The sequence below is a fragment of the Streptomyces sp. G-G2 genome (assembly GCF_030063135.1).
GTDB lineage: Bacteria > Actinomycetota > Actinomycetes > Streptomycetales > Streptomycetaceae > Streptomyces.
In genome coordinates this window covers 54,963-80,953 of record NZ_JASISO010000028.1, presented here as the reverse complement: position 1 = coordinate 80,953, position 25,991 = coordinate 54,963, and the positions used below count along the sequence as shown (strand labels likewise).

At 70.8% G+C, this 25,991-nt stretch carries 21 protein-coding genes and 1 pseudogene; 4 read left to right on the top strand and 18 right to left on the bottom strand.

Annotation, left to right across the window (positions count from 1 at the left end):
* Positions 1-31 precede the first annotated feature (31 nt).
* The 3 genes from QMF80_RS22455 to QMF80_RS22445 form a co-directional block, all read right to left on the bottom strand.
* Positions 32-475: an STAS domain-containing protein gene (locus tag QMF80_RS22455; protein WP_283456011.1), complete on the bottom strand. Its 444-nt coding sequence runs from the start codon at positions 473-475 to the stop codon at positions 32-34.
* A 55-nt stretch (positions 476-530) separates the two neighbouring features.
* On the bottom strand, positions 531-869 hold the full coding sequence (locus QMF80_RS22450) for a MerR family transcriptional regulator (RefSeq protein ID WP_283456010.1): 339 nt from the start codon (positions 867-869) through the stop codon (positions 531-533).
* 1,050 nt (positions 870-1,919) lie between these two features.
* Entirely contained in the window at positions 1,920-2,909 is a 990-nt protein-coding gene (locus QMF80_RS22445; protein ID WP_283456009.1) for an Acg family FMN-binding oxidoreductase, read from the bottom strand.
* Between the two features lie 340 nt (positions 2,910-3,249).
* On the opposite strand from QMF80_RS22445, the gene QMF80_RS22440 reads away from it, so the two are divergent.
* Positions 3,250-3,936 (top strand): response regulator, encoded by a 687-nt coding sequence (locus tag QMF80_RS22440; protein WP_283456008.1) that lies wholly within the window; start codon positions 3,250-3,252, stop codon positions 3,934-3,936.
* Positions 3,937-3,978: 42 nt separating this feature from the next.
* On the opposite strand, the gene QMF80_RS22435 is transcribed toward QMF80_RS22440, so the two are convergent.
* From QMF80_RS22435 to QMF80_RS22410, 6 genes are all read right to left on the bottom strand, one after another.
* Positions 3,979-5,568, bottom strand: a complete 1,590-nt coding sequence (locus QMF80_RS22435) for a GAF domain-containing protein (RefSeq protein WP_283456007.1) — start codon at positions 5,566-5,568, stop codon at positions 3,979-3,981.
* Between the two features lie 562 nt (positions 5,569-6,130).
* Positions 6,131-6,559 (bottom strand): STAS domain-containing protein, encoded by a 429-nt coding sequence (locus tag QMF80_RS22430; protein ID WP_502962898.1) that lies wholly within the window; start codon positions 6,557-6,559, stop codon positions 6,131-6,133.
* Between the two features lie 139 nt (positions 6,560-6,698).
* Positions 6,699-7,562: a slipin family protein gene (locus QMF80_RS22425; RefSeq protein ID WP_283456005.1), complete on the bottom strand. Its 864-nt coding sequence runs from the start codon at positions 7,560-7,562 to the stop codon at positions 6,699-6,701.
* A gap of 280 nt (positions 7,563-7,842) precedes the next feature.
* Entirely contained in the window at positions 7,843-10,446 is a 2,604-nt protein-coding gene (mgtA, locus tag QMF80_RS22420) for a magnesium-translocating P-type ATPase (protein ID WP_283456004.1), read from the bottom strand.
* A gap of 26 nt (positions 10,447-10,472) precedes the next feature.
* Positions 10,473-12,884, bottom strand: coding sequence for a phosphoketolase family protein (locus QMF80_RS22415; RefSeq protein WP_283456003.1), 2,412 nt, complete (start codon positions 12,882-12,884; stop codon positions 10,473-10,475).
* A 66-nt stretch (positions 12,885-12,950) separates the two neighbouring features.
* A complete protein-coding gene (locus QMF80_RS22410; protein WP_283456002.1) occupies positions 12,951-13,379 on the bottom strand; it encodes a hypothetical protein in 429 nt (142 codons plus the stop codon).
* A gap of 379 nt (positions 13,380-13,758) precedes the next feature.
* On the opposite strand from QMF80_RS22410, the gene QMF80_RS22405 reads away from it, so the two are divergent.
* From QMF80_RS22405 to QMF80_RS22395, 3 genes are all read left to right on the top strand, one after another.
* Positions 13,759-14,382, top strand: a complete 624-nt coding sequence (locus QMF80_RS22405; protein ID WP_283456001.1) for a CBS domain-containing protein — start codon at positions 13,759-13,761, stop codon at positions 14,380-14,382.
* A gap of 36 nt (positions 14,383-14,418) precedes the next feature.
* Positions 14,419-15,288 carry a universal stress protein gene (locus tag QMF80_RS22400; protein ID WP_283456000.1) on the top strand — a complete coding sequence of 290 codons (870 nt, stop codon included), beginning with the start codon at positions 14,419-14,421 and terminating at the stop codon, positions 15,286-15,288.
* 388 nt (positions 15,289-15,676) lie between these two features.
* Positions 15,677-16,552: a universal stress protein gene (locus QMF80_RS22395; RefSeq protein ID WP_283455999.1), complete on the top strand. Its 876-nt coding sequence runs from the start codon at positions 15,677-15,679 to the stop codon at positions 16,550-16,552.
* On the opposite strand, the gene QMF80_RS22390 is transcribed toward QMF80_RS22395, so the two are convergent.
* The 9 genes and pseudogenes from QMF80_RS22390 to QMF80_RS22350 all read right to left on the bottom strand — a co-directional run.
* Positions 16,536-16,670 (bottom strand): dsRBD fold-containing protein, encoded by a 135-nt coding sequence (locus QMF80_RS22390; RefSeq protein WP_502962897.1) that lies wholly within the window; start codon positions 16,668-16,670, stop codon positions 16,536-16,538. The genes QMF80_RS22395 and QMF80_RS22390 overlap by 17 nt on opposite strands.
* Before the next feature lie 147 nt (positions 16,671-16,817).
* On the bottom strand, positions 16,818-19,217 hold the full coding sequence (locus QMF80_RS22385; protein ID WP_283455998.1) for a glycoside hydrolase family 65 protein: 2,400 nt from the start codon (positions 19,215-19,217) through the stop codon (positions 16,818-16,820).
* A complete protein-coding gene (locus QMF80_RS22380; protein ID WP_283455997.1) occupies positions 19,214-19,966 on the bottom strand; it encodes an HAD family hydrolase in 753 nt (250 codons plus the stop codon). The genes QMF80_RS22385 and QMF80_RS22380 overlap by 4 nt, the downstream gene beginning before the upstream one ends.
* Positions 19,963-20,637: a helix-turn-helix domain-containing protein gene (locus QMF80_RS22375; RefSeq protein ID WP_283455996.1), complete on the bottom strand. Its 675-nt coding sequence runs from the start codon at positions 20,635-20,637 to the stop codon at positions 19,963-19,965. Before QMF80_RS22375 ends, QMF80_RS22380 begins: the two co-directional genes overlap by 4 nt.
* Before the next feature lie 5 nt (positions 20,638-20,642).
* Positions 20,643-21,719 (bottom strand): zinc-dependent alcohol dehydrogenase family protein, encoded by a 1,077-nt coding sequence (locus QMF80_RS22370; protein ID WP_283455995.1) that lies wholly within the window; start codon positions 21,717-21,719, stop codon positions 20,643-20,645.
* Between the two features lie 339 nt (positions 21,720-22,058).
* The gene (locus QMF80_RS22365; protein WP_283455994.1) at positions 22,059-22,799 is read right to left on the bottom strand and encodes a response regulator transcription factor; all 741 of its coding nucleotides are present in this window, start codon (positions 22,797-22,799) and stop codon (positions 22,059-22,061) included.
* Positions 22,800-22,819: 20 nt separating this feature from the next.
* Positions 22,820-25,486 (bottom strand): ABC transporter permease, encoded by a 2,667-nt coding sequence (locus tag QMF80_RS22360; RefSeq protein ID WP_283455993.1) that lies wholly within the window; start codon positions 25,484-25,486, stop codon positions 22,820-22,822.
* Entirely contained in the window at positions 25,483-25,794 is a 312-nt protein-coding gene (locus tag QMF80_RS22355) for a hypothetical protein (RefSeq protein WP_283455992.1), read from the bottom strand. Before QMF80_RS22355 ends, QMF80_RS22360 begins: the two co-directional genes overlap by 4 nt.
* A pseudogene (locus QMF80_RS22350) lies at positions 25,791-25,991 on the bottom strand (ABC transporter ATP-binding protein); the annotation flags it as partial. The gene QMF80_RS22355 and the pseudogene QMF80_RS22350, both read right to left, overlap by 4 nt.

The window sequence follows — 25,991 nt, the reverse complement described above, 5'->3', positions numbered from 1 at the left end:
AAGATCGCGGAGTCTCGTCCCGGGCCCACGGTCACCTCGCGGCGGATGGGACACCCGTTGGTGGTGGTGAGTGCCTTGCCCCATTGCCCGTGCGGGTCACATCGCGCTGGTGGCTTTCCCACTGCGCGCCGTACCCCTGCGTCAGGCCGAAGTGGGCGGCCGTGCCGGTGGCGTCCAGGACGCGGGCGACGACGGGCTGGAGCGGTCCGATGAGATGGAAACCGATTCCGGCGCGGGCCGCCTCGTCCTTCGCCCACAGCAGGGAGCCGATCCCGGAGCAGTCACAGAAGGACACCCCGCTGATGTCGATGCGCAGCAGGTCGGGGCGGGTGTCGAGGCACCTGCGGACCCCGTCGCGGACAGCGGGCGCGGTCTCCAGGTCGAGTTCACCGGCGAGGCGGATAAGGCCGCGGCGGGCCCCGAGGACCACCGTGGGGGTGTGGGGGCGGGCGGCCCGCCGAGGAGTAGAGATCATGCCCCGCTCCCGCGGGCCCGCTGTTCCAAGGCGCATCAGCGCCGGTCCTCTCACATCAGGCCGCGGCCGGTGGGTTCACCGGGTCTGAGGCGCGGCGGTATTCGGTGTTGATGCGCTGGGCTTCTTCGAGCTGGTCTTCCAGGATGACGATGCGGCAGGCAGCGTCCATGGGCGTGCCCTGGTCGACGAGTTCGCGGGCGCGGGCGGCGATGCGCAGCTGGTAGCGGGAGTAGCGGCGGTGGCCGCCCGCGGAACGCAGCGGGGTGATCAGGCGGTGCTCGCCGATCGCGCGCAGGAAGCTCTGGGTGGTGCCGAGCATGTCGGCGGCCCGGCCCATCGTGTAGGCGGGGTAGTCGTCGTCATTGAGACGGCCGAACGAGTCGTCCGCGGTCATTGCACCTCTCTGTGGAACACGTGGAGGGGCCCGGGTGCTGTGTCTGCACCCGGGCTCCGGAGGAACTGCTACACCATCTGCCGACCCTGATGCCGCGCCGGCCTTCTGTGTCCGCAGACCCGGCTGAGATGCTGCCGGGGGTGCGGGGATCGCGGTTGCGTGACCGGAGACCACCTCACTATCGATGTCCTGCGGTACCCGGACTCGCGTGGCGTCCGGGCGATCCTGATGGTGCCTTGTTCCTCCGTCCTTCCCTCGGTGATCAACTGCTTACCAAACGGGGAACCGCGTACTGCTGATACCGCGAACTGCCGTTACTCCTGGTGTCGCGTACTGCTGCCCGGCAGTTCGTCTCTGCCAGGCCCTGCGGTCTCTCTGGGCTACGAGAGAAACCATAGCTATGCCACCGCCCAATGTCTACTCTGGCCGACATAGATTTCCGAGCGTTCGACGATGAGGTAATCGATCTCGAACAGCGCCGGAGGGCAGGCGCAAGGCGGTCATCACCGGGTTGACCGTCACAGCCCGGGGCCCAGGCGGGACCGGGCAGGGACGATCCAGAGACCGGGGTGACCTGATGGACGCGATGAGAATCGACGTCGCAACCCCGCCCTGTCCACGGCCTCCGTCGTCGGAGCAGGCGACAGCACCCGGGACTTCCTCGACCACCTCGTGGCCCCGGTCGAGGCCGAGGCCGAGGCCACCGACAGCGTGGTCCTCATCGGCTCGGAGCTGGTGACCAACGCCCTGCGTCACGGCCGCGGCACCTGCGCGCCCGGCCTCACCGCGCACCCCGCCGGCATCGGATTGCCCGTCCACGACCACAGCCAGGGGGCGCCGCGCATGCGCAGCCCCGACCCGAACGCGAAGACCGTCCCCGGCGACGAGAGGCTTCCCCAGGCTCAGCGGCCCTTGGGCCCGCAACGCTGGCACCGCCGCCCAGAACAGTCCCGCCGCAGTACAGGTGCGGATCGCGACCGAGCCCGAATGCCGTGTCCTGCGCCCCTCCCTCATCGCTTCACATGTGCGCTGTCGTCCAGGCCACGTGACTCACTGGAATTCGAGGATCTCCGCCACCGGGCGCCGCGGTGTCGCCGTGCCGAGCGGCCCGAATCCCAGCCTGAGCACGAGCTGGACGTGACCCATCACGGACAACGGGTCCCGCACGGCCCAGCGGAGCTGAGGCCATTCGAGGGCATGGGAGGTGAGTGAGGTGGCCAGGCCCTGGACCGTGGCCTCCAACAGGACGTGCTCCAGGGCCTGGCCCGCACGCATCCAGTCGAGCGGACCGTCGCCGGGCGTCCCGAGCAGAGCCAGCTGCGGTGACTGCTCGAAGGTCGCCGTGCCCCGGCCGGGTACACGGCGTCCGGCCGCGAAATCCCGTACCGGGGCGCGACCGTCCCACCTGCGGGGGCCCAGGGCGTGGTCGGGGATGCCCGATGTCCGTGAGGCGCTGCTCCCGGCGTCGGGGCGGGCCCAGCGGGCAGTCTCCGCCCGCACGCTGGGGTCGGCGCGTTCCCGCTCCTCGGCATCGTCGACCAGATCGAGGACGGACTGCACATGCCACGGGTCGGGGAAGACCAGCTGAGCGTCCTCGTCGGCTGCCGCGTTGCGGAGCATGTCCCGGACCGTCTCGGGTACGGCCTCGTCCGTGAACGGCTCACGGCTGGTGTGGCGGCGGCTGATCGCGGGATACAGGCCCCCCAGATGTCCTTCCGACGGCTCTCGTCCGGAGAGCCCTACCCGGGCCAGGAGCTCCGGATCGGTGGGATCGGGCAGCAGCACCGTCACGGGGTCCCACCCGGCGTGCGCGGCCGCCACCCGCAGGTTGAACAGGGCAGCGGCGCACCCGAGGTGCATCGCACGGTGTGCTGGGTCTGCCAGCGCCATCACGCGCTCCGGATCGGCACGCACCTGGAAGGAGTTGTCACGCGCGAAGAAGCGGAACTTCCACGGCTGGGCATTGTGCATCGAAGGAGCTGCTGCCGCGTCCGAGACGAATCCGTTCACGGATACTCTGTCGAGAATCGGTGTGGACATCGGTCCTCCCTGGATGTGGACCCTTCCGCGCATCCGCAAAGCAGCGGCGCTGAGGGCCACGCCTCCAGGGTGAGCGGCCCGGCACGACTGAGAGAAGGGGCCAATGGTCCCCCGTCAGCGCGCGATCGGTCTTTCCCCCGGGTCATCCACCTTCGGCACCGTCCGTGCTGCTGTCACGGCCCGCGGCCCGCATGGTGGCGTTGTCCGGCGTGCGGGTGTGCCGGGGCGGTCGACGTTTCATCACTCTCACCAGGGCCCATCCGGCCCCTGGTGAGCGCGGTGCGGACGAGTGACGATGGAGCCACGGAGCAGTACGGGCGAGACGCTGTGGAGGTTGGCCATGCCGGAGGATCCGGGAGCGGTGTCCCAGAAGCCCATTCGTGTCTTCCTGCTCGATGACCACGAGGTCGTCCGGCGCGGCGTACGGGACCTGCTCGACGCGGAATCCGACATCGAGGTCGTCGGAGAGGCGGGCACCACGGAGCAGGCCCTGACCCGAGGCCCTGCTTTGCGGCCTGACATCGCTGTACTGGATGTGCGGCTTCCGGACGGCGACGGGATCACGGTCTGCCGCGAACTGCGCTCGCGCATGCCGGAGCTCGCATGCCTGATGCTGACGTCCTTCGACGACGACGACGCGCTTCTCGACGCGATCATGGCCGGGGCCGCGGGCTACGTGCTGAAGGAGATCAAGGGGGCCGCCCTGGTCTCCGCGATCCGTACGGTCGCGTCGGGCCAGTCGATGCTCGATCCGGCCACTACGAGTCGGCTGATGCGCAGTCTCCGCGGCGACGACGCCCCGACGGAGCCTTCCCCAGGCGCCCTGGCCGAGCTCTCGGAGCGGGAAAGGGAGATCCTCGAACTGATCGGGGAGGGACTGACCAATTCCCAGATCGGCAAGCGGCTGTACCTCTCGGAGAAGACGGTCAAGAACAACGTCTCCCGGCTGCTCGCCAAGCTCGGCGTCGAGCGGCGGATCCAGGCGGCGGTGCTGGCCACCCGGGCCGCCCCTCGGCACGACCGCTGAAGCAGTGGCGCGGGCAGTCGTTCGGACAGGGCCGGGACGAGGTCACCCGGGGATGTTCGGAACCTGCCACACCAGCCGTGTACCACCCTGCGGGGAGTTGCCTACGCTCATCTCGCCGCCCAGCGCCTCGGCCCTTTCGGCAAGGTTGCGCAGGCCGCTGCGGCGACCGGACCCCGGCATTCCCTTGCCGTTGTCGGCGACCGTGAGGGTCAGGGTCCCGGAGCGGACGACCAGCGTGACATCGACGGCGGTGGCCTGCGCGTGCCGGGTGACGTTGGTGAGCGCTTCGCTGAGCACCGCCACCACGTGGTCACCGGCCTCCGGAGGCACATCGGTGTCGATCAGCCCTTCCATCCGCAGTGCGGGCGTGAAGCCGAGAGCGGGCGCCGATCGTTCCAGAGCGGCTGCCGTCCGCGCCCGCAGACTGCGCTGGCTCCGGGGCCCCTCCTGGGCCCGCAGACCGAAGATGGTCGACCGGATGATCTTGATGGTCTCATCGAGGTCGTCCACGGCCCGCAGCAGTCGCTCGCTGGCCTGCGGATGTTCGACGAAACGCACGGCGCTCTGCAGGGTCATGCCGGTCGCGAAGAGCCGTTGGATGGCCAGGTCGTGCAGGTCCCGCGCGATCCGGTCGCGGTCTTCCAGAAGCGCGAGCTGCTCGGCGCCCCAACGCCGATCGCCCAACTCCATCGCGAGGGCCGCCTGGCCCGCGAAGGCCATCAGGGGCGCCGTCTCGGCAGGGGTGAAGGGCGCCAGTCCCTCGGCCCGGGCCAGTAGCAGGGCGCCCCGTACACGCTCGCCGCCCCCCATCGGCACTCCCACCGCTGGGCCCAGCCCAGCCCAGCGCGGTGCGCCGGCCTCGGTTCGTGGATCACGGCCGATGGCGAGGCTGGTGATCGGTCCGTGCGCGACGAGGGCCGCCCCGGCGAACGACCCCTCCCGCGGGAGCGTCAGGCCTCGGTGTTCATCGGCGTCGACACCCGAGGCCAGCGCGACGTGCAGCTCGTCGGTCCCCGGCATGGTCAGGGCCACCACCCCGAGACCGGCGTCGAGGATCTGGCCGGCCCGGTCCACGATCAGCTGGAGCACGGTTTCCTCGTCCGCGCCTGACAGCAGAGTGGAGACGATCTCCGAATTGGCCTCGATCCACCTCTCCCGATACCGGGCCTGTTCGTTCAGACGCGCGTTCTCGATGGCCACGCCCGCCGCCGTGGCCAGGATGGACAGGATCCGCCCGTCCTCGGCGCCGAACTCCCGGGCCCCGGGCTCCCGCCTCAGGTAAAGGCTCCCGAGCGTGCCGTCCCAGCCCCTGACCGGAACCCCCAGGAACGCGCCGGCCCCTCCGGCCGAGACGCCCGCGGTCACCAGGAGGACGAGCCGCGCATCGTCACCGATGACTCCCAGGGCGCCGTACTCGGCGTCCGCGAACCCCACGGCTGCCTCGACGATCCGGTGGAGCGCTTGCGGAAGATCCAACCCATGGTCGACCGAGAGCACCGCCTCCAGCAGGCCTGCCGTCCGGTCCTGGCCGCTGATCGGCCAGAACTGGCTCGGCGCCGGACCGCCAGGGGACGCGCCCCCCACGGCGTCCTCACGTTGTGCCTCGTCCACCGGACGTTGTGCCTCGTCCACCGGTTCCTCCGTCGGAGCACCGCTCACAGCTGGGCTGGCCGCCACCTCTCCACCGTAGCTCTCCCCCAGTCTCGACAGGCCGTACGGCTGCTTCACCGCCCGGGCCGCAGGGACATCGGGCCGTGACACGGACTGGCGAGGACCACCAGCCCGGTGCGCAGGCGTGCGATGACCAAGCATTCCGGGAGGCCGAGGTTCCGGGACATCACCCCGCTCGTGACGTCACCTATGAGATGGAGCGCCAGTTCGACACGGTCGAGGGGGTCGGAGGCATCGTCGGGACACCGGCCTCGCGGGGACGGTGCGCACACCGGGGCATGGGGTGGATGACTTCCGCGCGACCTCGGGGTGTCCGGTTCTTCCAGCGACTCGGCCAGGGCGGCCCCGACGACCCGGGCGTCCGCCATGAGCGTGGAAAGGGCGTGGACAGCCGTCAGGTGGCGGTCGCACCAGAGGATGATCGAGCATCGGCGGAGAAGGAACGGTGCGGGTTCCCGTAAGCCGGAAAACGATCCGCCCGCTAAGGCCATCGCGCCGGGCGCCGAGGGGTCGAGGTGCGGCGTCATCGCAGCCCACCGTCGTCAGCGAAGAGAGCGGGGCGCCGCCGCCCGCCATGGTGCGGTCGAGTCCTCCCGAAATCACCACTGCCATGGACTGTCACTCGGCCGCCAGGAAGTCCGGCGCCCGCGGCAAGGAGGACCCCGTGCGTGCCGGTGAGGAGGAAGAGCCTGGTCAGCATGGGAGTGGGGTGGTGCAAGCGCAGGGAGCCGCCGCACGCGATTGCGGACAGCCTCGCCCGCAGGAAGGCGTTGAGGCCGCTGACATCACAGAAGGACAACTCACTCAGATCGACGTCGATGTCCAGGACACCGTCTCGTAGACGCTCGTCCACCGCATCGGTCAGGGCCTGCGCCGAGTGGAGGTCCAGCTCGCCGGCCACGCTGATCACGGTCTCGAATCGCCGGGCAGCCGTAAAAGGTCCGGTGGGCATCATGCCTCCGTTGCAGGACAGCCTGACCATGGGCGGGTGCCCACGGGGGAACTGTCTTCCGTTGCCGGTTCGTCCCGGGGGGCGCCGCTGCCGGGGCTGGCGCCTCGGCAGCGGCAGCCCCCCGCATGAACGCGGCCGGTCACCCGGTTTCGGATATTCCGTTCACCGCCTCCGGCGCGATGCCGGGGATCTTCTTGGTGAGGCCGAGCGGCCGTGCGGGGGTAGCCGCGGCCGCCGCCGTTTCCCTGGCCAGGAAGGAACCGAGTTCGCCGATGGTGCTCATGAGCGGGGCGGGGAAGACGACGGTGGTGTTCTTGTCCACCCCGATCTCCACCAGGCTCTGCAGGTTGCGCAGTTGCAGGGCCAGCGGGTGGGCCATCATGGTGTCCGAGGCGTCACCCAGTGCCGCGGCGGCCAGCGACTCGCCCTCGGCATTGATGATCTTCGCCCTCTTCTCCCGCTCGGCCTCGGCCTGGCGGGCCATGGCCCGCTTCATGCTGTCGGGGAGCTGGATGTCCTTGAGTTCGACCAGTGTGACCTCCACACCCCACTCGACGGTCGCGATGTCGAGGATCTTCCGGATGCTGAGGTTGATCCGGTCGGTCTCCGACAGGGTCTGGTCGAGCGTGTGCTGCCCGACGACCTTGCGCAGAGTCGTCTGGGCGATCTGGTCGATCGCCGCGTAGACGTTCTCGATGGCGATGACCGACTTCGTAGCGTCCACGACACGGAAATAGGCGACCGCCGACACATCGACGCTGACGTTGTCCCGCGTGATGATGCCCTGCGACTGGATCGGCATCGTGACGATCCGCAATGACACCCGGTGCAGGACGTCGACGAACGGAACGATGAGCCGCATCCCGGGCTCTCTCGTACCGACGAGCCGGCCCAGTCTGAACAGCACGCCCTGTTCGTACTGCTTGACGACCTTCACGGCCATCGCGAACATCAGCAAGGCCAGAACGCCGATGATGACGATCAGGGTGATCAGAACTGCCATTGCGGTGCTCCTCATAGTGAGGACCTGAGGACCAGGTCAGGCCTGCACGAGGTCCCGGTACCTAGGTCGAGCATCACCCCTCACGTCCGGAAGGGGCAGGGGCCGAACGGTCCAGACCGCGCGCACATGCCCCAGCCGCTGCCGGGTTGCGCGGTGCCCGTACGGGGTGAGGGCCCGGTGCCGACACTCCGCTGTACGCGCGTCGCGGCGCAGCCGACGCAGTCGGCGCGCGGTCGGCCTCGCCCCCGGCCCCAGCCACAGCCACCACGGGGCCGAGTCCTCAAAGACGGCCCGGTTCCAGGGGGCCCGGATGGCTGAAGCGGCCGGCCCGGCGTTGGATCCGGTGCGGGCGGCCGCGATGGCGTACGGGCGGTTTGCCGGCTCTCGTGGCGAGGCGGGCGTAGAAGACGTACTTGGCGCACTCGATCAGCACGAGGTAGAGGACGGTCATCAGCACCAGGGCGAGGAAGAACCCGAGCGGAAGCGCCTGAAAGCCGAGGGCCGGTGCGAGCGAGGACATCGGCAGGGCGATGCCGGCGGCGACGACGGCCAGGGAGGCAGCCATCAGCGGGCGGCTGGGCCGGCTGCGGAGGAAGGGGATCCGCCGGGTGCGGATCACGAAGATGACCAAGGCCTGGGTGGCGAGGGACTCCACGAACCAGCCGGACCGGAACAGATCGGGCCCCGCGTGCAAAACCGAGAGCATGACCCAGAAGGTGAGGAAGTCGAAGAGGGAGCTGATCGGCCCGAAGACGAGCATGAAGCGGCGGATGAAGGCGAGATCCCAGTGCGAGGGGGCCCGTAGCTGCTCCTCGTCCACGTGGTCGGTGGGGATCGTCAACTGGCCCGCGTCGTAGAGCAGGTTGTTCAGCAGGATCTGGGACGGAAGCATCGGCAGGAAGCTCAGGACCACGGACGCTCCGGCGGCGCTGAACATGTTGCCGAAGTTGCTGGAGGTCCCCATCAGGACGTACTTGATGGTGTTCGCGAAGATGCGGCGCCCTTCCGCAACACCGTCGGCGAGCACGCCGAGGTCCTTCTCCAGCAGCAGGACGTCCGCGGCGTCCTTGGCCACATCGGTGGCCGTGTCGACAGACACTCCCACGTCGGCGGCGTGCAGGGCCAGCGCGTCGTTCACCCCGTCGCCCAGGAACCCGATGTCCCGGCCGCGGTGGCGCAGTGCGCGCACCACACGGGCCTTGTCCTGCGGGGAGACGCGGGCGAAAACGCTGGTGGTTTCGGCCGCGGCGGTCAACTGCTCGTCGTCCATCATCTCGATTTCATGACCCGTGAGTGCCGGGCCGGAAGGCAGGCCGAGGTCGGCACAGACCTTCTGGGCGACGAGCGCGTTGTCGCCCGTGCAGATCTTGACGGTGATCCCGAGGCCGGCCAGGCGGCGCAACGAATCGGCGGCGCCCGCCTTCGGCGGATCGTCGAAGACCAGGAAGCCGGCCAGCCGCAACCCGTGCTCGTCGGACGCGGTGACCGTCGCCTGCACTCCTGCGGCCTTGGCGGCCACGGCGACGACACGGGCGCCCGCGGCGAAGCGTTCCCGGAGCACGGCCGCCGCCACGGCGGGTACGTCCCGGCAACGGTCCAGGACCTCCTCGGGCGCTCCTTTGACGACCAGTTGGCGGCTGCCGTCGGGGCCCGCGAGGAGGGTGGAGGTCAACTGGCGGTCGTGGTCGAAGGGCAGCAGGGCGAGCTGGCGGTAGCCGGCCGATCTGCCGGCCGCACCTGCCGCTTCGGGGGCCTGCCACAGTGCGCCGTCCAGAACGTTGCCGCCGAGGTGGTTCCCGCTGAGCTCACCCTCGGTGGCCAGCAGGCCGAGGAGGAGTACGTCGTCACACGGATGGCCCGCGGCATCGAGGGCCGCCCGGAAGGTGATGCTCCCCTCGGTGAGCGTCCCGGTCTTGTCGGTGACCAGGATGTCCATGTCGCCCAGGTCTTCGATGCACACCAGGCGTTTGACCAGGACCTTGCGCCGCGCCAGCTGTCGGGAGCCGGTGGCCAGACTGGTACTGACCACGGCGGGCAGCAGCTGCGGGGTGATGCCCACGGCGATGGCCAGGGAGAAGAGCAGGGCGTCGAGTGGCGGTCGGTGCAGCAGCAGGTTGACGGCGAAGATCGCGGTGGTCAGCACCGTGGCGACGATGAGGAGGAGCATGGAGAAGCGGCGCAGGCCCGCTTGGAAGGCGGTCTCCGGTTGCCGCTTCCCGAGCCCCAGCGCGATCCGGCCGAACTCGGCGCGGCCGCCGGTGGCGACCACGACGCCGGTCGCGCTGCCCGACTGGACCACCGTCCCCATCAGCGCGCACGAACTCAGCTCGGCGAGGGCCGCCCCCGCGGGCACCGGGCCGAACTCCTTGGCCGCGGGGACCGATTCGCCGGTCAGGACGCTCTCGTCGCACGCGAAGGCTGTGCAGGCCAGCAGTCGCAGATCGGCGGGTACCACATTGCCCAGGGCCAGCCGGACCACGTCGCCCGGGACCAGCGCGGTCACCTCGACCGCGGTTTCGCGGCCCTCGCGCAGGACCAGGGCGGTGTGCCGGACGTTCGAGTGCAGGGCCTGGGCCGCGCGCTCCGCCCGGTACTCGTTCACGAAGCCCAGCGCCACGCTCAGCAGCAGAATGCCGGCGATGATCACCGCTCCCGTCCGCTCCCCGAAGAAGAACGAGACGGCAGCGGTCACCGACAGGAGGATGAGCAGGGCGCTGCGCAGCTGCCGCCCCAGCACCGCCAGGACCCTCACGTGGTGCGAGCGCACCGCGTTCGGCCCCACCACCGCGAGGCGCTCCCGGGCCTCGGCGGCGGACAGACCTCCAGAGCCGCTGCCGAGCGCTGCCAGCACGGCCTCCGCACTCTCGGCAGCGGACTGTGTCACCCCCGGTCCCGTGGGAGGAGGGGTGTTCACCTGTTCCAGGTCCAGTCGGTGACCTCGGGCAGGTCGTAGCCGTGTGCGCGGATCCAGTCGTGGTGGCGGTAGCGGACGTCCTCCATCTCCTGACGCACTTCCGCGGCGCGTACGGCGAGGCCCGGGACCCGGTCGATGACGTCCATGACGAGGCGGTAGCGGTCGAGATCGTTGAGGACCACCATGTCGAACGGAGTGGTGGTGGTGCCGTGTTCCTTGTAGCCGCGCACGTGCAGGTGCGGGTGGTTGGCGCGGCGGTAGGCGAGGCGGTGGATCAGCCACGGGTAGCCGTGGTAGGCGAAGATGACGGGTTTGTCCGGGGTGAACAGGGCTTCGTACTCGCTGTCCGACAGCCCGTGGGGGTGCTCCTCCTCGGGGAGGAGGCGCGCGATGTCCACGACGTTGACCACCCGGACGGCGAGTTCGGGCAGGTGGTGGCGGAGCAGCGAGGCGGCGGCGAGGACTTCCAGGGTGGGTACGTCGCCGGCGCAGGCGAGGACCACGTCCGGTTCGCCGCTCCCGGACTCGGTGCCGGCCCAGTCCCAGATCCCGGCGCCGCGGGCGCAGTGGGCGCGGGCGCTTTCCAGGTCGAGCCAGTCGAAGCAGGGCTGCTTCCCGGCGACGATCACGTTGACGTAGTCGCGGCTGCGCAGGACGTGGTCCGCGACACTCAGCAGGGTATTGGCGTCCGGGGGGTAGTACACGCGTACCACCTCGGGGCTCTTGTTGAGGACGTGGTCGACGAAGCCGGGATCCTGGTGGGAGAAGCCGTTGCTGTCCTGCCGCCAGACGTGCGAGGTGAGCAGGTAGTTCAGCGAGGCGATCGGCGCCCGCCACGGCAGCCCGCGCGACACGCGCAGCCACTTGATGTGCTGGTTGGCCATCGAGTCGATGATGTGGGCGAACGCCTCGTAGCAGGAGAAGAGACCGTGCCGGCCGGTGAGGAGGTAGCCCTCCAGCCAGCCCTGGCAGGTGTGCTCGGACAGGATCTCCATGACCCGGCCGCCCCGCTCCAGGTGTTCGTCCGTGTCGAGGACTTCCGCGTCCCAGGCTTTGCCGCTGGCCCCGTAGACGGCTTGCAGCCGGTTCGAAGCCGTCTCGTCCGGGCCGAACAGGCGGAAGTCGCGGCGGTCGGCCGAGTCGGCCATGACCTGCTCCAGCAGATCGCCCAGGACCCGGGTCGGCTCGTGCGAGGTCGCGCCGGGCTTGTCCACCGGGACGCCGTACCGCTCCAGCGGCGGCACGGCCAGGTCGTGCAGCAGCAGACCGCCGTTGGCGTGGGGGTTGGCGCCCAGCCGGTGCGCGCCGTCGGGGACGCACGCCAGCACCTGCTCGCGGGGGCGGCCCCGGACGTCGAAGAGTTCCTCGGGCCGGTAGGACTTCATCCAGCGCTCCAGCTGGCGCAAGTGCTCCGGATTCTCGCGCACTTCGGCGAGAGGCACCTGGTGGGCGCGCCAGGTGCCCTCCACGGGCAGACCGTCGACCTCGGCGGGACCCGTCCAGCCCTTGGGCGTACGCAGGACGATCATCGGCCAGCGGGGGCGGCCGGTCACCTCCCCGTTGCGGGCGGCGTCCTGGAATCCGGCGACCCAGTCGAGGGCCTGGTCCATCGCCCGGGCCATGGCACGGTGGACCTCCTCGGGGCGGTCCCCGGTGACGTGCAGGGGTTCGTGGCCGTAGCCGCGCAGTAGGTCGTCCAGTTCGGTTTCGGGGATGCGGGCCAGGATCGTCGGGTTGGCGATCTTGTAGCCGTTCAGGTGGAGGATCGGCAGCACGGCCCCGTCCCGCACCGGGTCGAGGAACTTGTTCGAGTGCCAGGAGGTCGCGAGAGGCCCCGTCTCCGCCTCTCCGTCGCCGATCACACAGGCCACCAGCAGACCCGGATTGTCGAGTGCCGCGCCGTAGGCGTGGGAGAGGGAGTAGCCGAGCTCTCCGCCCTCATGGATCGAACCCGGGGTCTGCGGCGCCACATGGCTGGGGATCCCGCCGGGGAAGGAGAACTGGCGAAAGAGCCGGCCCATACCGGCGGTGTCCCGGCCGATGTCGGGGTACGTCTCGGTGCAGGACCCCTCCAGCCACGCGTTGGCGACCACCGCGGGCCCGCCGTGCCCCGGCCCCCAGACACAGAGCGCGTCCAGCCCGCGCGCCTTGATCACCCGGTTCAGGTGGGTGTAGACCAGGTTCAGGCCCGGCGAGGTGCCCCAGTGTCCGAGCAGCCTCGGCTTGATGTGCTCGGGGGCCAGGGGCTCGGTCAGCAGGGGGTTCGACATCAGGTAGATCTGCCCGACGGCGAGGTAGTTCGCCGCCCGCCAGTGGGCGTCGAGCGAGGCCAGTTCCTCGTCGCCGAGGGGTACGAGGGTGTGCTGGACGCTGTGCGTCCGGGACGGTCCAGGATGGTTCTGGAGCATGACGAACCCTTTTTCCAGAGAGGTAAGTGGAGTCGTGCAGCCGACAGCCGGGTCACTCCTGCGCCCTCACGGCGCGGAAACCGTGATCTTCTCCGACCAGTCGGCGACCCTCTCGCAAAGCACGCGCCGACCCGCCTGCGGAGCCACCGTCTGGTCCTGGTAGGGGAAGACGACCATGTGGGCCTGTGCGGGCGGTCGGGCGAGCACCGGGGCGGGGAATCCGTCGAGCGGGTCAGTCTCCGTCTCCCCCTCAGGAGGCCGCTCATGCGCCCGTGCGGCGGCCGTCGCCGACGCGTCCGAGCCCCTCTGGTGCTGCGCGGTGGTGTGCGCGGTGGCGTCGACCTTCCGGGTGTCGTGCTGCGAGGGTGCGGCCACCGCCAGTCGGATCCCGAGCCGACGACGCCGGGCTTCGTCCGCCGCCCAGGCAAGAGGCAGGTACCAGTCCCTGTCCGGGTCGATTCCGACGAGGAGTTGACTGCGTCCGGCGGTGTTCATCGTGACTCGCTCCTGTGCTCGTTGCCGTTGCGCGGGATGAGCTGCACAGGGCAGTGCGGGTGGTGCAGGAGGCTGTGGGAGGCCCCTCCGAGGTTCCGGCCGATGCACCGGGGTGACCGCCGCCCGCGAGCCGTCGGGGATCGGTGCTCACGCTGGCACGACGAGATCCGCCACGCAGGGGCCGCAGGGGGCAGACCTGGGACCAAAGGTCCCGCACCCGGTCCTCCTCCAGGACCGTCCGGATCGTGGGGCGGACCCGGACGGTCCTGGAGGAGGACCGTTCGGCCCTCGAAATACGGTCCCGCATCAGCGGATGGTGACACCTGAGGGCCACCGGACGATTCGCCCTCAGCAGGCCGGCTGATCGGGAGGCGCGCACATGAAGCACACCAGAGTCGGCAGTCTGATGACGGACGACGTCATCTCGGTGGATCGGGCAACGTCCTTCAAAGACGTGGCCAAGCTGCTCGCCGAGCACGGCATCAGCGCAGTGCCCGTCCTGGACGAGGACGAGCAGGTGATCGGCATCGTCTCCGAGAGCGACCTGCTGGCACGCAAGGCGCTGACGGCCGGGGACCTCATGTCGTCTCCGGCCGTCACGGTCTATGCGGAGCAGACGGTCCCCGAGGCGGCCCGCCTGATGACACAGGGGAGCGTCGAGCGGCTCCCGGTGATCGACGAGGAGGACCGTCTCGTCGGCATCGTCACCCGTGGGGACCTGCTGCGTGTCTTCCTGCGGCCCGACTCCGAGATCCGTGGCCGGGTGATCCAAGACATCCTGACCGACACGATGGGTATTTCAGCCGGCACGGTCGACGTCCATGTCCTGGGCGGTGTAGTGACCCTGGCCGGCCAATTGGAGAAGGCCAGCCAGATTCCGATCCTCCTGCGACTCACCGAGCAGTTGGACGGCGTGGTCGGTGCCGTTGGTCAGCTCACCGCTCATACCGACGACTCACGTCTCATACCGCGGGAAAGCAGACCGAACCGCATCCCCTGGTAGCCGTACCGCGGCCCGCAGCACGAGGAGGTTCATGCCATGGAGCACCACGTCACCGTCGGCGTCGACGGATCACCCGAGGGTCGCTCCGCCGCCCGCTGGGCAGCGCGCGAAGCCGTGCTGCGCAACGTGCCACTCCGGCTGATACACGTTGAGGACTGGCCGATCAGTCCGCCACCGCCCCGGTTGCACGCCGACAGCGCAAAGCACTGGGCCGAGGAAGTCCTGGCCGATACGGCCAAGGACGTGCGCCGCCGCCACCCGCAGCTGGACATCACCACCCGTTGCCTTTCCGGACGCCCCTCCACTGCCCTCGCGGCCGAGGCCGTGAGCGCCGACCTGCTGGTACTCGGCTCCCGAGGCCTGGGCAGCGTCGTAGGCTTCCTCATCGGTTCGGTGAGCCTGACCACCCTCAGCGCCACCGAGACACCAGTGGTGCTCGTGCGAGAAACGGACGAGGCAGAAGACGGCTCCCCCACCCGGTACGGCGAGATCGTCGTGGGCGTCGACATCCATCAGGCATGCGACAAGGTCCTCGCCTTCGCCTTCGAGGAGGCCAGTCGCCGCGACTGCACCCTGCGCGCGGTCCACGGCTGGAAGCTTCCACCGGTCTTCGGGCACGCGCAACTCCTCGACCCGGCCACCGAACGGGAAGCCGACCGCGGCATCGCCGAGATGCTCGACGACATGCTGCTGCCCTGGCGGAACAAGTTTCCCGAGGTACGCCTCGAGGAGAAGACATACGTGGGATCGGCCGGGCGGGAACTCGTCCAGGCCACGGCCGGCGCCGACCTCGTCGTCGTGGGACGGCGCATCCGCCACTCCGCGCTGGGCGCCCACCTGGGGCCCGTGGCGCACGCCGTACTGCACCACACCGCCGCACCGGTCGCCATACTGGCCCACGTCTGAGATCCGCCCGTCGGACAGGCCAGGCACCTCGCATGACAGGCCGATGGCGCCGAGCGGCCCCCGCCCGACCCGGACGGCTCTACCCCTTCCCGGTGGAACGGCCCCCAGGCTCGGACACATGGAGGCCGCCCTCTCTGGAGGAGCCATGAAGCAGACCCTTGCGGCGCTCTCACCAGCGTCCTCGTACTCATCGCGGCGGTGGTACCGGCCTTCACCGAGAGGTGCCCACTGGACCTGTTCGACCCCGTCGTCGGACTCGACCGCTGGGTGCCGCGCGTCGCGGCCCACGCCGACCTGATGACCGGCGTGCACCCGCCCTTCCCCCTGGACACGGAGCCGGACGAACCCGCCGACGCAACCACGCCACCGCACTCTTGAGGAGGATGCCATGGAGCACCACATCACCGTCGGCCTCGACGGATCCCCGGAAAGCTCCGCTGCCGCCCGCTGGGCCGCGCGCGAGGCCCGCCTGCGCACTGCGAAGGTGCGCCTCATCCATGCCGAGGATTGGGCATCGCCGCTCGACATACCCGCAGCGGTCGCCGACGTACGGCACGGCTGGGCCGAAGCCCTCCTTCGGGAATCGGCGGACGACCTGCGCCGCACCCACCCGGAACTCGACATCTCCACGCAGTCGATCGACGGCCCGCCCGCGGCCTCACTCGCCACAGCTGCGGCCACCGCCGACATGCTCGTCCTGGGTTCCCGAGGGCTCGGCGCCATGACCGGCTTCGTACTCGGCTCCGTCGGTATGGCCGTCCTGCACGCCACCGAACGGCCCGTAGTACTCGTACGCAGCGGAGAGGACGCGCTGTCCGCTGAATCCGGACTGCACGCCCAGCGCCACATGGTCGTCGGCGTCGACATCAGCCGGCCGTGCGACGCCTTGCTCGCGTTCGCGTTCGAGGAGGCGTCACGCCGGTCCTGCCCGCTGCACGCCCTGCACATCTGGATGCCCCCGACACTCGTCGGTTACGGAGCGGCCTACGACCCCCGTATCCACTCACAGATCAACGAGAGCACGACCGCCGACCTGGCCGACGCGCTGAAGCCCTGGCGGGACAAGTTCCCCACCGTCGAGGTGACGGTCCGGACCCCGATGGGACACGCCGCCCAGACGTTCCTGGACGCCGGCGCGGAGGCCGGCCTCATTGTCGTCGGCCGCCGGATCCGCCGATCGTCCTTCGGCACTCACATCGGCTCGACCACGCACGCCGTGATCCACCACGCCACCTCACCGGTCGCCGTCATCGCCCACGACTGAGGTCCGTGGCCCGGGCGACGGCGAGTTCGTCACCGATCTCCAGGACGTCGTCGTCCTGGGGGTCGCGGCGCGCGGCGCCGTGCCCGGTGAGCTTGGTGGTGCCGGTGTCGAGTTCCAGGCGGCCCTAGGTGGTGCGGTCTTCCTCGAAGCCGTCACACCGCACAGCACATGCGGCACAGTGCCGAGGGGGCCAGCCGCAAGGCGCCGAATGGGCCGTGGCCGGCAGGGACCGGACGGTCCCCCGACCCGCGCCGGCGGGAGCGGTTCAGCCCGGAGGCAGGCGGAACCACCGCTGCTTTCCCGCAGGCACACTCACCTTTCGTTCGTGCGGCAGGATCAGCTGCACGGTGCCGTGGGGCGACGCGGGCACGCTGATGCCCAGTCTGCCCGGGAGGAAGCGGACTCGGATGCCCCGGTGCCCGCGGTAGCAGAAGGTGAAGGTCGATCGGGGTATGTCACCGAGCGGAACGGGATCGATGCGGAGTCCCTCGGCACAGGCCTCCAGCCCCACGACGCCGCGCTCGACGAGGTCGAGGGTGCCGCCCATGGCGCCGAGGTGGATGCCTTCGCCGGTGGTGCCGCCCTGAATGTCGGTGACATCACCGAGCAGGGCTTCCTCGCAGTACGGCCACGCTTCCTCGCCCTTCTGGTGGGCGAGCACCCAGCCGTGCGCCAGGCTGCTGAGTGTCGATCCGTGGCTTGTCCGGTTCCGGTAGTACGCGACGGTCGAACGCCACGTCTCGTCGTCGAGCCGGTAGCCGAGGCGGGCGAAGAGGGCGTGCAGTTCGGCGGGTCGGTAGAGGTAACCGAGCATGAGGGTGTCGGCCTGTTTGGACGCCTGGTAGCGATTGACCGTGTCGCCTTCGCCCTCCAGGATCCGGTCGAGTCGACGGATGTCGCCGTAGCGGGCGCGGTACGCGTCCCAGTCCAGTTCGGCGAGGCCGCCATACCCTTCGAACTGGCTGATGACACCCTGGTGGAAAGGCACGTACAGGCGGCGGGACAAGTCCTCCCAGCGGTCCAGTGCCTCGCGGTCGAGGTCGAGCAGACCGAGGAGTTCCGCGCGCCGGGCGGCCGGGAGGTTGTCGATCAGTTCGAGACCTCGCGCCAGGACCCAGGCCGCCGTCACGTTGGTGTACGCGTTGTCGTCGATGCCGGGGACCGCCGAGTCGGGATAGGCGTCGTGGTACTCGTCCGGTCCCAGCACGCCACGGATGTGATAGCGCCCGGAGGCCTGGTCGAAAGCGGCGGTGTCCGCCCAGTAGCCTGCGATCTCCAGCAGAAGTTCTGCTCCCGGGCCGTGCATGAATCCGGTGTCCCCGGTGGTCTGCCCGTATCGCCAGACATTCAGCGCGATCGCGGATCCGACGTGCCGCTGGAGACGGGAGTGGTCGGACAGCCAGCGTCCCGAGCGGGGATTGAGGTGCAGGGACTGCGTCTCTTCCCGGCCCGAACTGCCGCTCTGCCAGGGGAACATCGCTCCCCGGCCGCCGACCTGGAGGGCTGCCGCCCGGGCGGCCGGGAGGCGCCGGTGGCGGTACATGAGCAGAGCCCGGGCCACCTCTGGGAAGTGCAGGGTGACATAGGGCATGACGAACAGCTCGTCCCAGAAGACATGCCCCCGGTACGCCTCCCCGTGCAGTCCCCGGGCCGGCACACCCGCGTCGAGCTCCGCGGTGTGCCGGGAGAGCGTCTGCAGGACATGGAATGCGTGCAGGCGCACGATGCGGCCCGGCTCCCCGGGGACACTCAATTCTCCCTCGCTCCAGAGCCGTTTCCAGGTGGTCTGATGCGAGAGCAGCAACGACGGGAAGTCCGGGGCGCGGGTCGCGCTCTCGACAGCGCGGCCGAGCGGGTCGCCGGTGGGGCGGTCGAGCGTGGTGTGCAGGGCGGCGGTCTTCACGAGGACGGCGGGCTGCCCCCGTGAGATCGGCAGCGCGAACGCCAGAACGGCGGCGCTGCCGGTGCAGGATGTCGCGACGGGGACGGGAGGGAGCGAGGTCGTGCGTACCGCGAGTCCGATCCGGGTCCGGGACGACGACGTCGTACAGCTCAGCCATGCCACACCTTCCGGCTCCACGCCGGCTCGGTGGTCGGTGAGATGGCTGCCCGCCAGATCGCGGTAGCGCTCGACGCCGGCATTGGCGATGTCGCCGTCGAGCGCGGACTCGGCCTCTATCGACCCGCTCCAGCCGTACGCTCGGAACGCCGTGCGCTGAGCGGCCAGGTACGGGTCGCCCATGTGAACGAGTCTGGTGTGTGTGACACCCAGCCGGCAGCCCTGGGCGTCCTGGAAGAGCATGCGGCGCGTGAGGGTGCCGCCGCGCAGGTCGAGGATGACCTTGCAGTGGCGCAGACTGGGGTCGTCGGGCGTCAGCCAGTCGCCCGGGGGGCCGCCTTCCGGGAGACAGCGGTAGCGCAACGCCGTCCAGTTGGGCAGGTTGACCATGTCCTCGTTGACGATCTGCAGGCCTCGCACGTTCGAAACGAGTCGGTTGTAGCAGCCGGCCAGGTAGGTCCCGGGGTAGTGGAGGGTGTCGGCCACGGTCTCGGGGGCTGATCCCCGGGTGGCGAAACGCCCGTTGCCGAGTGTGCAGAGGGCTTCGACAACCCGTTCCTTCTTCGGGTCGTAGCCGCCGAACTCCCATGTCCACGGGGCGGTCATGGCCGGTGCCCGCTCAGTGTGGCGGGCAGGTCGGCGAGGTCGGGCAGTACGACATTCGCACCGCGTGCCAGCAAGGCGCCCGCCGTGTCGCCGCGGTGCGACCGGTCGATACCGATGACCAGGCCGAAGTGACCACGGCGCCCCGCCTCGACTCCGGCGATCGCGTCCTCCACGACGGCCGCGCCTGCCGGAAGGGCGCCCAGTCGCGCGGCCGCTTCGAGGAAGAGCGCGGGGTCGGGCTTGCCGACCAGGGCGAGCCGCCGTGCGTCCTCGCCGTCCACCATGACGTCGAAGAGGCCGGTGAGGCCGGCGGCTTCCAGCAGGGGCCTCGCATGACGGGAGGCGGACACCGCCGCACACCGTATGTTCCGCTCCCGTAGCGTCGTCAGGGCGGGGCGGGCGTCCACGAAAGCGGCGACGCCGCGGGTACCGAGCATCCCGGTGAAGATCTGCTCCTTCCTGGCAGCGACCGCCCACACCGTGCCGCAGCCCGGGTCGTCATCGGGCGCGCCCGTCGGCAGGTCGATCCCGCGCGCGGTCAGGAAGGCGAGTGCGCCGTCGTAGCGGGGCTTGCCGTCCACCAGCTCCCGGTACTCGTCGTCGGCGTCGAAAGGCCGCTGCCTCTCGACGCCGGACGCCCACGCGCCCAGGCAACTGTCGAAAGCGGCCTTCCAGGCAGCCGCGTGCAGCACCGCCGAGTCGAGCAGCACCCCGTCGGTGTCGAACACGACGGCACGCAGTACGTTCACTGATGCACCACGCGGCGGCCGGTGATCCTGGTGGGGGCGACCGACATCCAGTGGGTGCGGTGGCCTCCCGCCCAGGGGAGTGAACGCGCCACGGTGTTGAGCCGCTGAATGTCGTCGCCGTCCGTGACCCCGGAGACCTCGCCGACCGCGAGGACACTCCAGCCCTGTCTCATCGCATCGTCGATGTGGTCGACCTCGAAGGCGACCTCGGTGCCGGCGGCCCGGGCGAGCAGCGCGTCGCCAGTGGTCCGGAACGCGATCTCGGCGCCCGCCACGACGTAGTTGACCGGGAAGATCGCGGGACCTTCGGGGGTGAAGATCCCGACCCTGCCGATGCCATGGGTCGACAGGAGCCGACGGCACTCCGCCTCGTCCAGGGAGATCAGTTCGGAGTCCAGCCGGGCCGTTCCCCGGCCGGGCGGATACGCGGTCGTCGCACCGGACAACTCGGCGACCGTGGTCCCGAGCGCGTCGGCGAGGCGGACCAGCGAGCCGCTGCCGGGTGCGGCTGCCTTCTCCTCCAGATAGGCGATGTACGAGGCATCCGCCCCGCAGCGGCTGCCCACCTGTTCACGGGTGAGTCCGAGTTCCGCGCGCCGGGCGGCGATCCGCCGCCCGAGGTCCGTTCGACCGGGTGCTTCCGGTATCGGCTTCGGTGTGGTTCTGGGCATGGCGTTCACGTCCCCCGGGTCTGCACGGTCATGACGTTGTGCTGAGGGCCGCCCAACGCGACCTTGAGGGCTCCGGTCTCGGCGGCGCGCGAGAAGACGTCGTACGCCTCCTCCATCTGCCAGAGCTCGAAGCGGTGGGTGATCAGCGAAGACGACGGCAGCCTCCCGGCGGCCATCATCCTCAGCAGCATCGGTGTCGAGTAGGTGTCCACCAGACCGGTGGTGAGGGTGATGTCCTTGATCCACAGGTCCTCCAGATGGAGGGTCACCGGCTTGCCGTGTACTCCGATGTTGGCGACGTGGCCTCCGGGGCGGACCATTCGGGTGCACATCTCGAAGGCTTCCGGCACGCCGACCGCCTCCATGACGACATCGGCGCCGAGCCCGTCGGTCAGGTCGGCGACCAGCCGTTCAGGCTCCTCCTCCGCGTTGACCGTCGCATCCGCGCCCAGCGAGCGCGCCGCGGCCAGCCGGGAATCCGCGAGGTCGACGGCGATGATCCGGCCGGGACTGTAGAGCTGCGCGGTGGTGACGGCGGCCAGACCGATGGGGCCCGCGCCCACCACGACGACCGTGTCGCCGGGCCGTACATTGCCGTTCAGCACACCCACCTCGTACGCGGTGGGGAAGATGTCGGCGAGCAGCAGCGCGTCGAAGCTGTCGACGTCGCTGGGGAGCGGGTGTACGGACAGATCGGCGAAGGGCACGCGCACGTACTCGGCCTGGGTGCCGTCGATGGTGTGGCCCAGGGCCCAGCCACCGCCTCCGCGGCACTGGCCGTAGCGGCCTTCGCGGCAGAACCGGCAGCGGCCGCAGGAGGAGACGCAGGAGATCAGCACCCGGTCGCCGGGCCGGACGGTCTGGACGTCGCGACCGGTCTCGACGACGGTGCCGACCGCCTCGTGGCCCAGCACGCGGCCGGGCTCCACCTCGGGTACGTCGCCCTTGACGATGTGCAGGTCGGTGCCGCAGATGGTGACGGCGTCCACACGAACGATCGTGTCCGCGGCGTCCTTGATGCCCGGGTCGGGAACGTCCTCCCAGGAGATCTGTCCCGGGCCGTGGAAGACGAGTGCCTTCATGACGTCCTCCTCTCAGTGGGGTCACAGCTCAGTGGGGTCACAGCCAGGCTGTACCGGCCGGCGGCCGACGCGCATGGGCCGGACGGTCCCCTACCAGGGTCTGAGAGGCCCCTGCTGGACCGGCCGACAGACGGGGTGGAGAGGATCGTTCCCCCAGCGAAGGGGGACCCGCACCGCTCCGCACACCTCAGCTGGGCTGGACGGCCGACGCCATGGTGAAGCAGCGGCGTGGTGAGGCCAGCGGTCCCCGCCGCGCACCGCCCACCGGGCCGCCCACGGCGTCCGCTTCCGGGCGAGGGAGACGACGCCTTCACTGCCCTGTGCCGCGCGCCCCGGTAGTCAGGTGGGAGGCGGTGGTTCCAAGCGGTAGCCGTGGCCGCGGAGCGTGGTGATCCGGGGCAGCCTGACGGTGTGGGCTCCTGCGGCTTCGGCCGTGTGGAGGCGGCGGCGGAGGGAGGCCATGGTGACGTCGAGGGTTTTGGTCGGGCCGAACCAGTTCTCGTCCCACACCCGCGCCATCAGCGTCTCCCGGGAGACGGCGCTCCCCTGCTGCCGGGCGAGTTCGGCGAGGAGTTCGAACTCCTTGGTCCGGAGGGGAACGTCCTCACCGGCGACCAGCACGCGCCGGGCCGCCGTGTCGACGGTGAGGTCGCCCAGCCGGATCGGCTCGTTCTCGTGCGACGCCTCGGGCAGCGGCCTGCGGCGCAGGTGGGCGCGGAGCCGGGCGAGCAGAACGGTCATGGTGAAGGGCTTGACGAGGTAGTCGTCGGCGCCCGCGTCCAAACCGGCGATCACGTCGATCTCGTCGCTGCGGGCGGTGAGGATCACGATGAGGCGGTCCGGGAGGTGCTCGCGCAGGCGACGGGCCAGATCGATCCCGTCGAGGTCGGGCAGGCCCAGGTCGAGGAGTACCACGTCGGGCGGGTTGTGGCGGGCGGCCGTCAGGCCCGCGGAGCCGGTGCGGCACCAGGTGCTGGTGTAGCCGTTGGCGCGCAGCCCGCTTTCCAGGTGGTGGCCGATGGTGTCGTCGTCCTCGATGACCAGGGCGGTGGGCGGGTGCCCGGCGGTGCTGGTGCTCATAGGTCGAGGTTAGGGGCTGGTTACGGCTCGCGGAGTTCTTCGACGGCGGGGCGGCCGGAACGGCGGGCGCCGTGCAGGGCGGCGGCGGTGAGGGCGGCGAGCGTCGTGAGGAGGGTCAGGCCCAGGTAGGGCCAGGGGAGGGACAGGGTGGACGGTGGGGGGTCGAAGACTCCGGTGAGGACCTTGACGAGCATGTGCGCGAGCGCCCAGCCGAGGACGGCGCCGCCGGTCAGGCCGCCGAGCGCGACGGTGGCGGCCTCGGCGAGGACCATGCCCCGCAGCTGTCCGCGAGTGGCGCCGAGCACGGTGGCCACGGCGAAGGTCCGGCGGCGCTCGGTCAGGCCCAGGGCGAGTACCGCTCCTCCGGCGCCGGCCGCCAGGGCCACGGCGAAGGCGAGTTCGATCCAGGTCAGTCCGGCGAGGTCCACCGAGGTGAGGCTGGATCCGACGGCGGAGCGGGTCTGGGTGAGGTCGGTGACCGTCGCCGTGGCACCGAGCCGCTCGCGCAGCCGTGCGGCGACGGCCCGCTGGTGTGCGCCGCCGGTGTCGACGAGGAACGCGCCCACGGCGTCGCTGCCGCTCTGACGGGCGACGTAGTCGGCGTTGGCCACGAAGAAGCTGTCCTTGGGCGCGGTGGGGAACTCCTTGACGACGCCCGCGTAGTGGAAGGCGACGGTGCGCAGTTGCTTGGTCCGTTCGTCCTGGAGGCGCAGGTTGAGCCGGTCGCCCGGGGCCAGCTGGAAGTCCTTCACCGTCTCCTCGCTGACCAGGACCGAGTCGGGGCGGGATGCGAGCTTGGCGAGCAGGCTGCGGGCGCTGCCGCCCGCGAAGTAGGTGTCCTGGAGAGCGGTCGCGGAGGTGATGGTGGCGGGGTTGACGCCGTACAGGTCCTGGAGGTCGGACCCGACGTAGGCGAAGCGGTGCTGGAGGGGTTCCACGCGGCGGACGCCCGGGACGGCTGCCAGGGCCCGCCCGGCGGCGGGGCCGCCCGCGGCGCCGGGCGGCTGGGTGACCGTGACGTCGGCGCCGTTGGTGAGCTGCGCGTCCACCTCCGCCTGGTGGCGGTAGGTGGTGTTGAAGGCCGCGGTGGAGAGCGCGAAGGACACGGCGAGGGCGAGCAGGACGACGGAGCGGGCCAGGATGCGGCGCTGGCGGGCCATGCCGGAGGCCGTCGCCGCGGCGAGCGTGCCGGTCAGCGGGCGGACCAGGAACGTGAGGGGTCGGCGGCCGTGGGCCAGTGCGTAGGTCGTCAGCCGCCACAGGAGCAGCGCGGAGCCCAGCCAGAGCAGGGCGGGGCCGAGGAAGGCCCAGTAGGACACCGAGATGCTCGCCACGCCTTCGGGGGCGAGGACCAGGGCGTACTGGTTGCCGGCCGAGGCCCGGAAGACGAGGTAGGAGAGCGCGAGCAGGATGAAGTCGAGTCCGGTGCGCTGCCACAGCGGGGTGCCGGTCGTCGGAGCACTGCGGCGCGCGGCGGTGACGGTTGTCGTGCGCTGGTCGCGTACGGCGGGCAGCAGGACGGATACGGCTGCGACGGCCGCGCCGAGAGCCAGTGCGATCAGGGACCAGCGCAGGGGGACGAGGCCGACGGCTCCGAAGGATGCCTGGCCGAAGGCTATCCGGCCGGCCAGAGCGGCGAGGGCGACGCCGAGCAGGCCGCCGCCCAGCCCGATCGCGGCGGCTTCGACCCCGGCGAGCGCGGCCAGCCGGCGGCGGCCGAGGCCGCGGGTGCGCAGCAGGGCCTGTTCCCGGCGGCGGCGGTCCGCTCCGACGCTGGCCAGGGCGGAGGTGAGCAGGGTGGCGAGCACCACGCCGGGTGCGCCGAGGAACAGGAAGAGGAGCTGGGCGTACAGGGCGTCCTGGCGTGCGGCGTCGAGGGCCGCGCCGAGGTTGTCGCCGACCTGGACGGCGCCGGAGAGGCGGGCTTCGAGGTGATGGGCGGCGCCGCCCACGGCGCTGAACGCGGCGGCGGGGTCGGCGGGCAGGCGGGCGTCGCGGGCCGCGTGTACCTGCGTGGTGACGGCGGCGGGATCCAGTTCCCTGGTCCGCGCGGTGAGGGAGTCGAACAGGGCCGCGGGCAGCAGCATGACGTTGTCGGGCGGGGCGGCCGGCTGCGACTGGGGCGGGGCGCCGACCTTCTGGAACAGGGAGTCGGCCTGGGGCAGGTCGACGACTCCCGCGACCGTGACGGTGGCGGTGGCGCCGGCCGTGCCGGGCAGTGCGATGCGTACGGTGTCGCCGGGGGCGGCGTGGAGGTTGGCGGCGGTCTGCTGGGCGAGGAGGACTCCGTCCCGGGCGCCGGTCAGCGGCCGTATCTCGCCGGGGAACGCGGTGCGGTAGCCGTCGGGGATGCCGAGGACCACGGCCTCTCCGGTGGACTGCACGGAGCCTGCGGCCGTCGTCTGGAAGCTGGCGCTGCGGGCGTAGGTGACGGGCAGGGCGGTGCGGATCCCGGGGGTGTGGCGGATCGTGTCGAGCACGGTGGCGGGCTGCGCCGAGGGCTGGAGCTGTATCTGCCAGTCGACGGCGACGGACCGGCCGGCCCGGGCTGTCATCGTTGAGCGGGACGCGGTCAGGAACGTGCCCAGTGCGGCGATGAGGGCGACGGCGAGTGCGGCGGTGAGCGCGGCCACGAGGAGTCTGCCGCCGCGGTGCCGGAGCAGGCCGGCCAGCCAGGTGGTGATCACTGTGTGCCTCCTGGGGCGACGGCGGCCGGACGTGTCTCACTCACCGTCCGGACGGACTGGGGAGGCCCGCCGACGGCCGGGGGGTGCGGGGGCGCCGGGTCTGCGCTCACGGCCTCGAAGACCGTGTCGCCGAGGACGTCGGCGATGCGCCCGGCGATGGTGCGGTCGCCGCGGCCGGCCGTTTCGTCGGCCAGGGAGAGGCGGGGGTGGGCGGGGAGGAGCACGGCGGCAAGGGTGAGGAGGAGAGCCGCCAGGGTGAGGGCGCCGCGGCCGCGGCGGACCAGGTGGGCCCGTCGGCCGGTCGTCACGGGGTGCCTCCGTCCGGACCTGGGAGGAGTCGGCCGTCGCGCATGGTCCAGTGGGTCCGCAGGCGTTCCGCGACGGCCGGGTCGTGGGTGCTCACCACCAGGGCGGCGCCGATCTCGTCGACCGCCGTCAGCAGGACGTCGACGACGTGCCGGCCCGTGGTGCGGTCGAGACGGCCGGTCGGCTCGTCCGCCAGGAC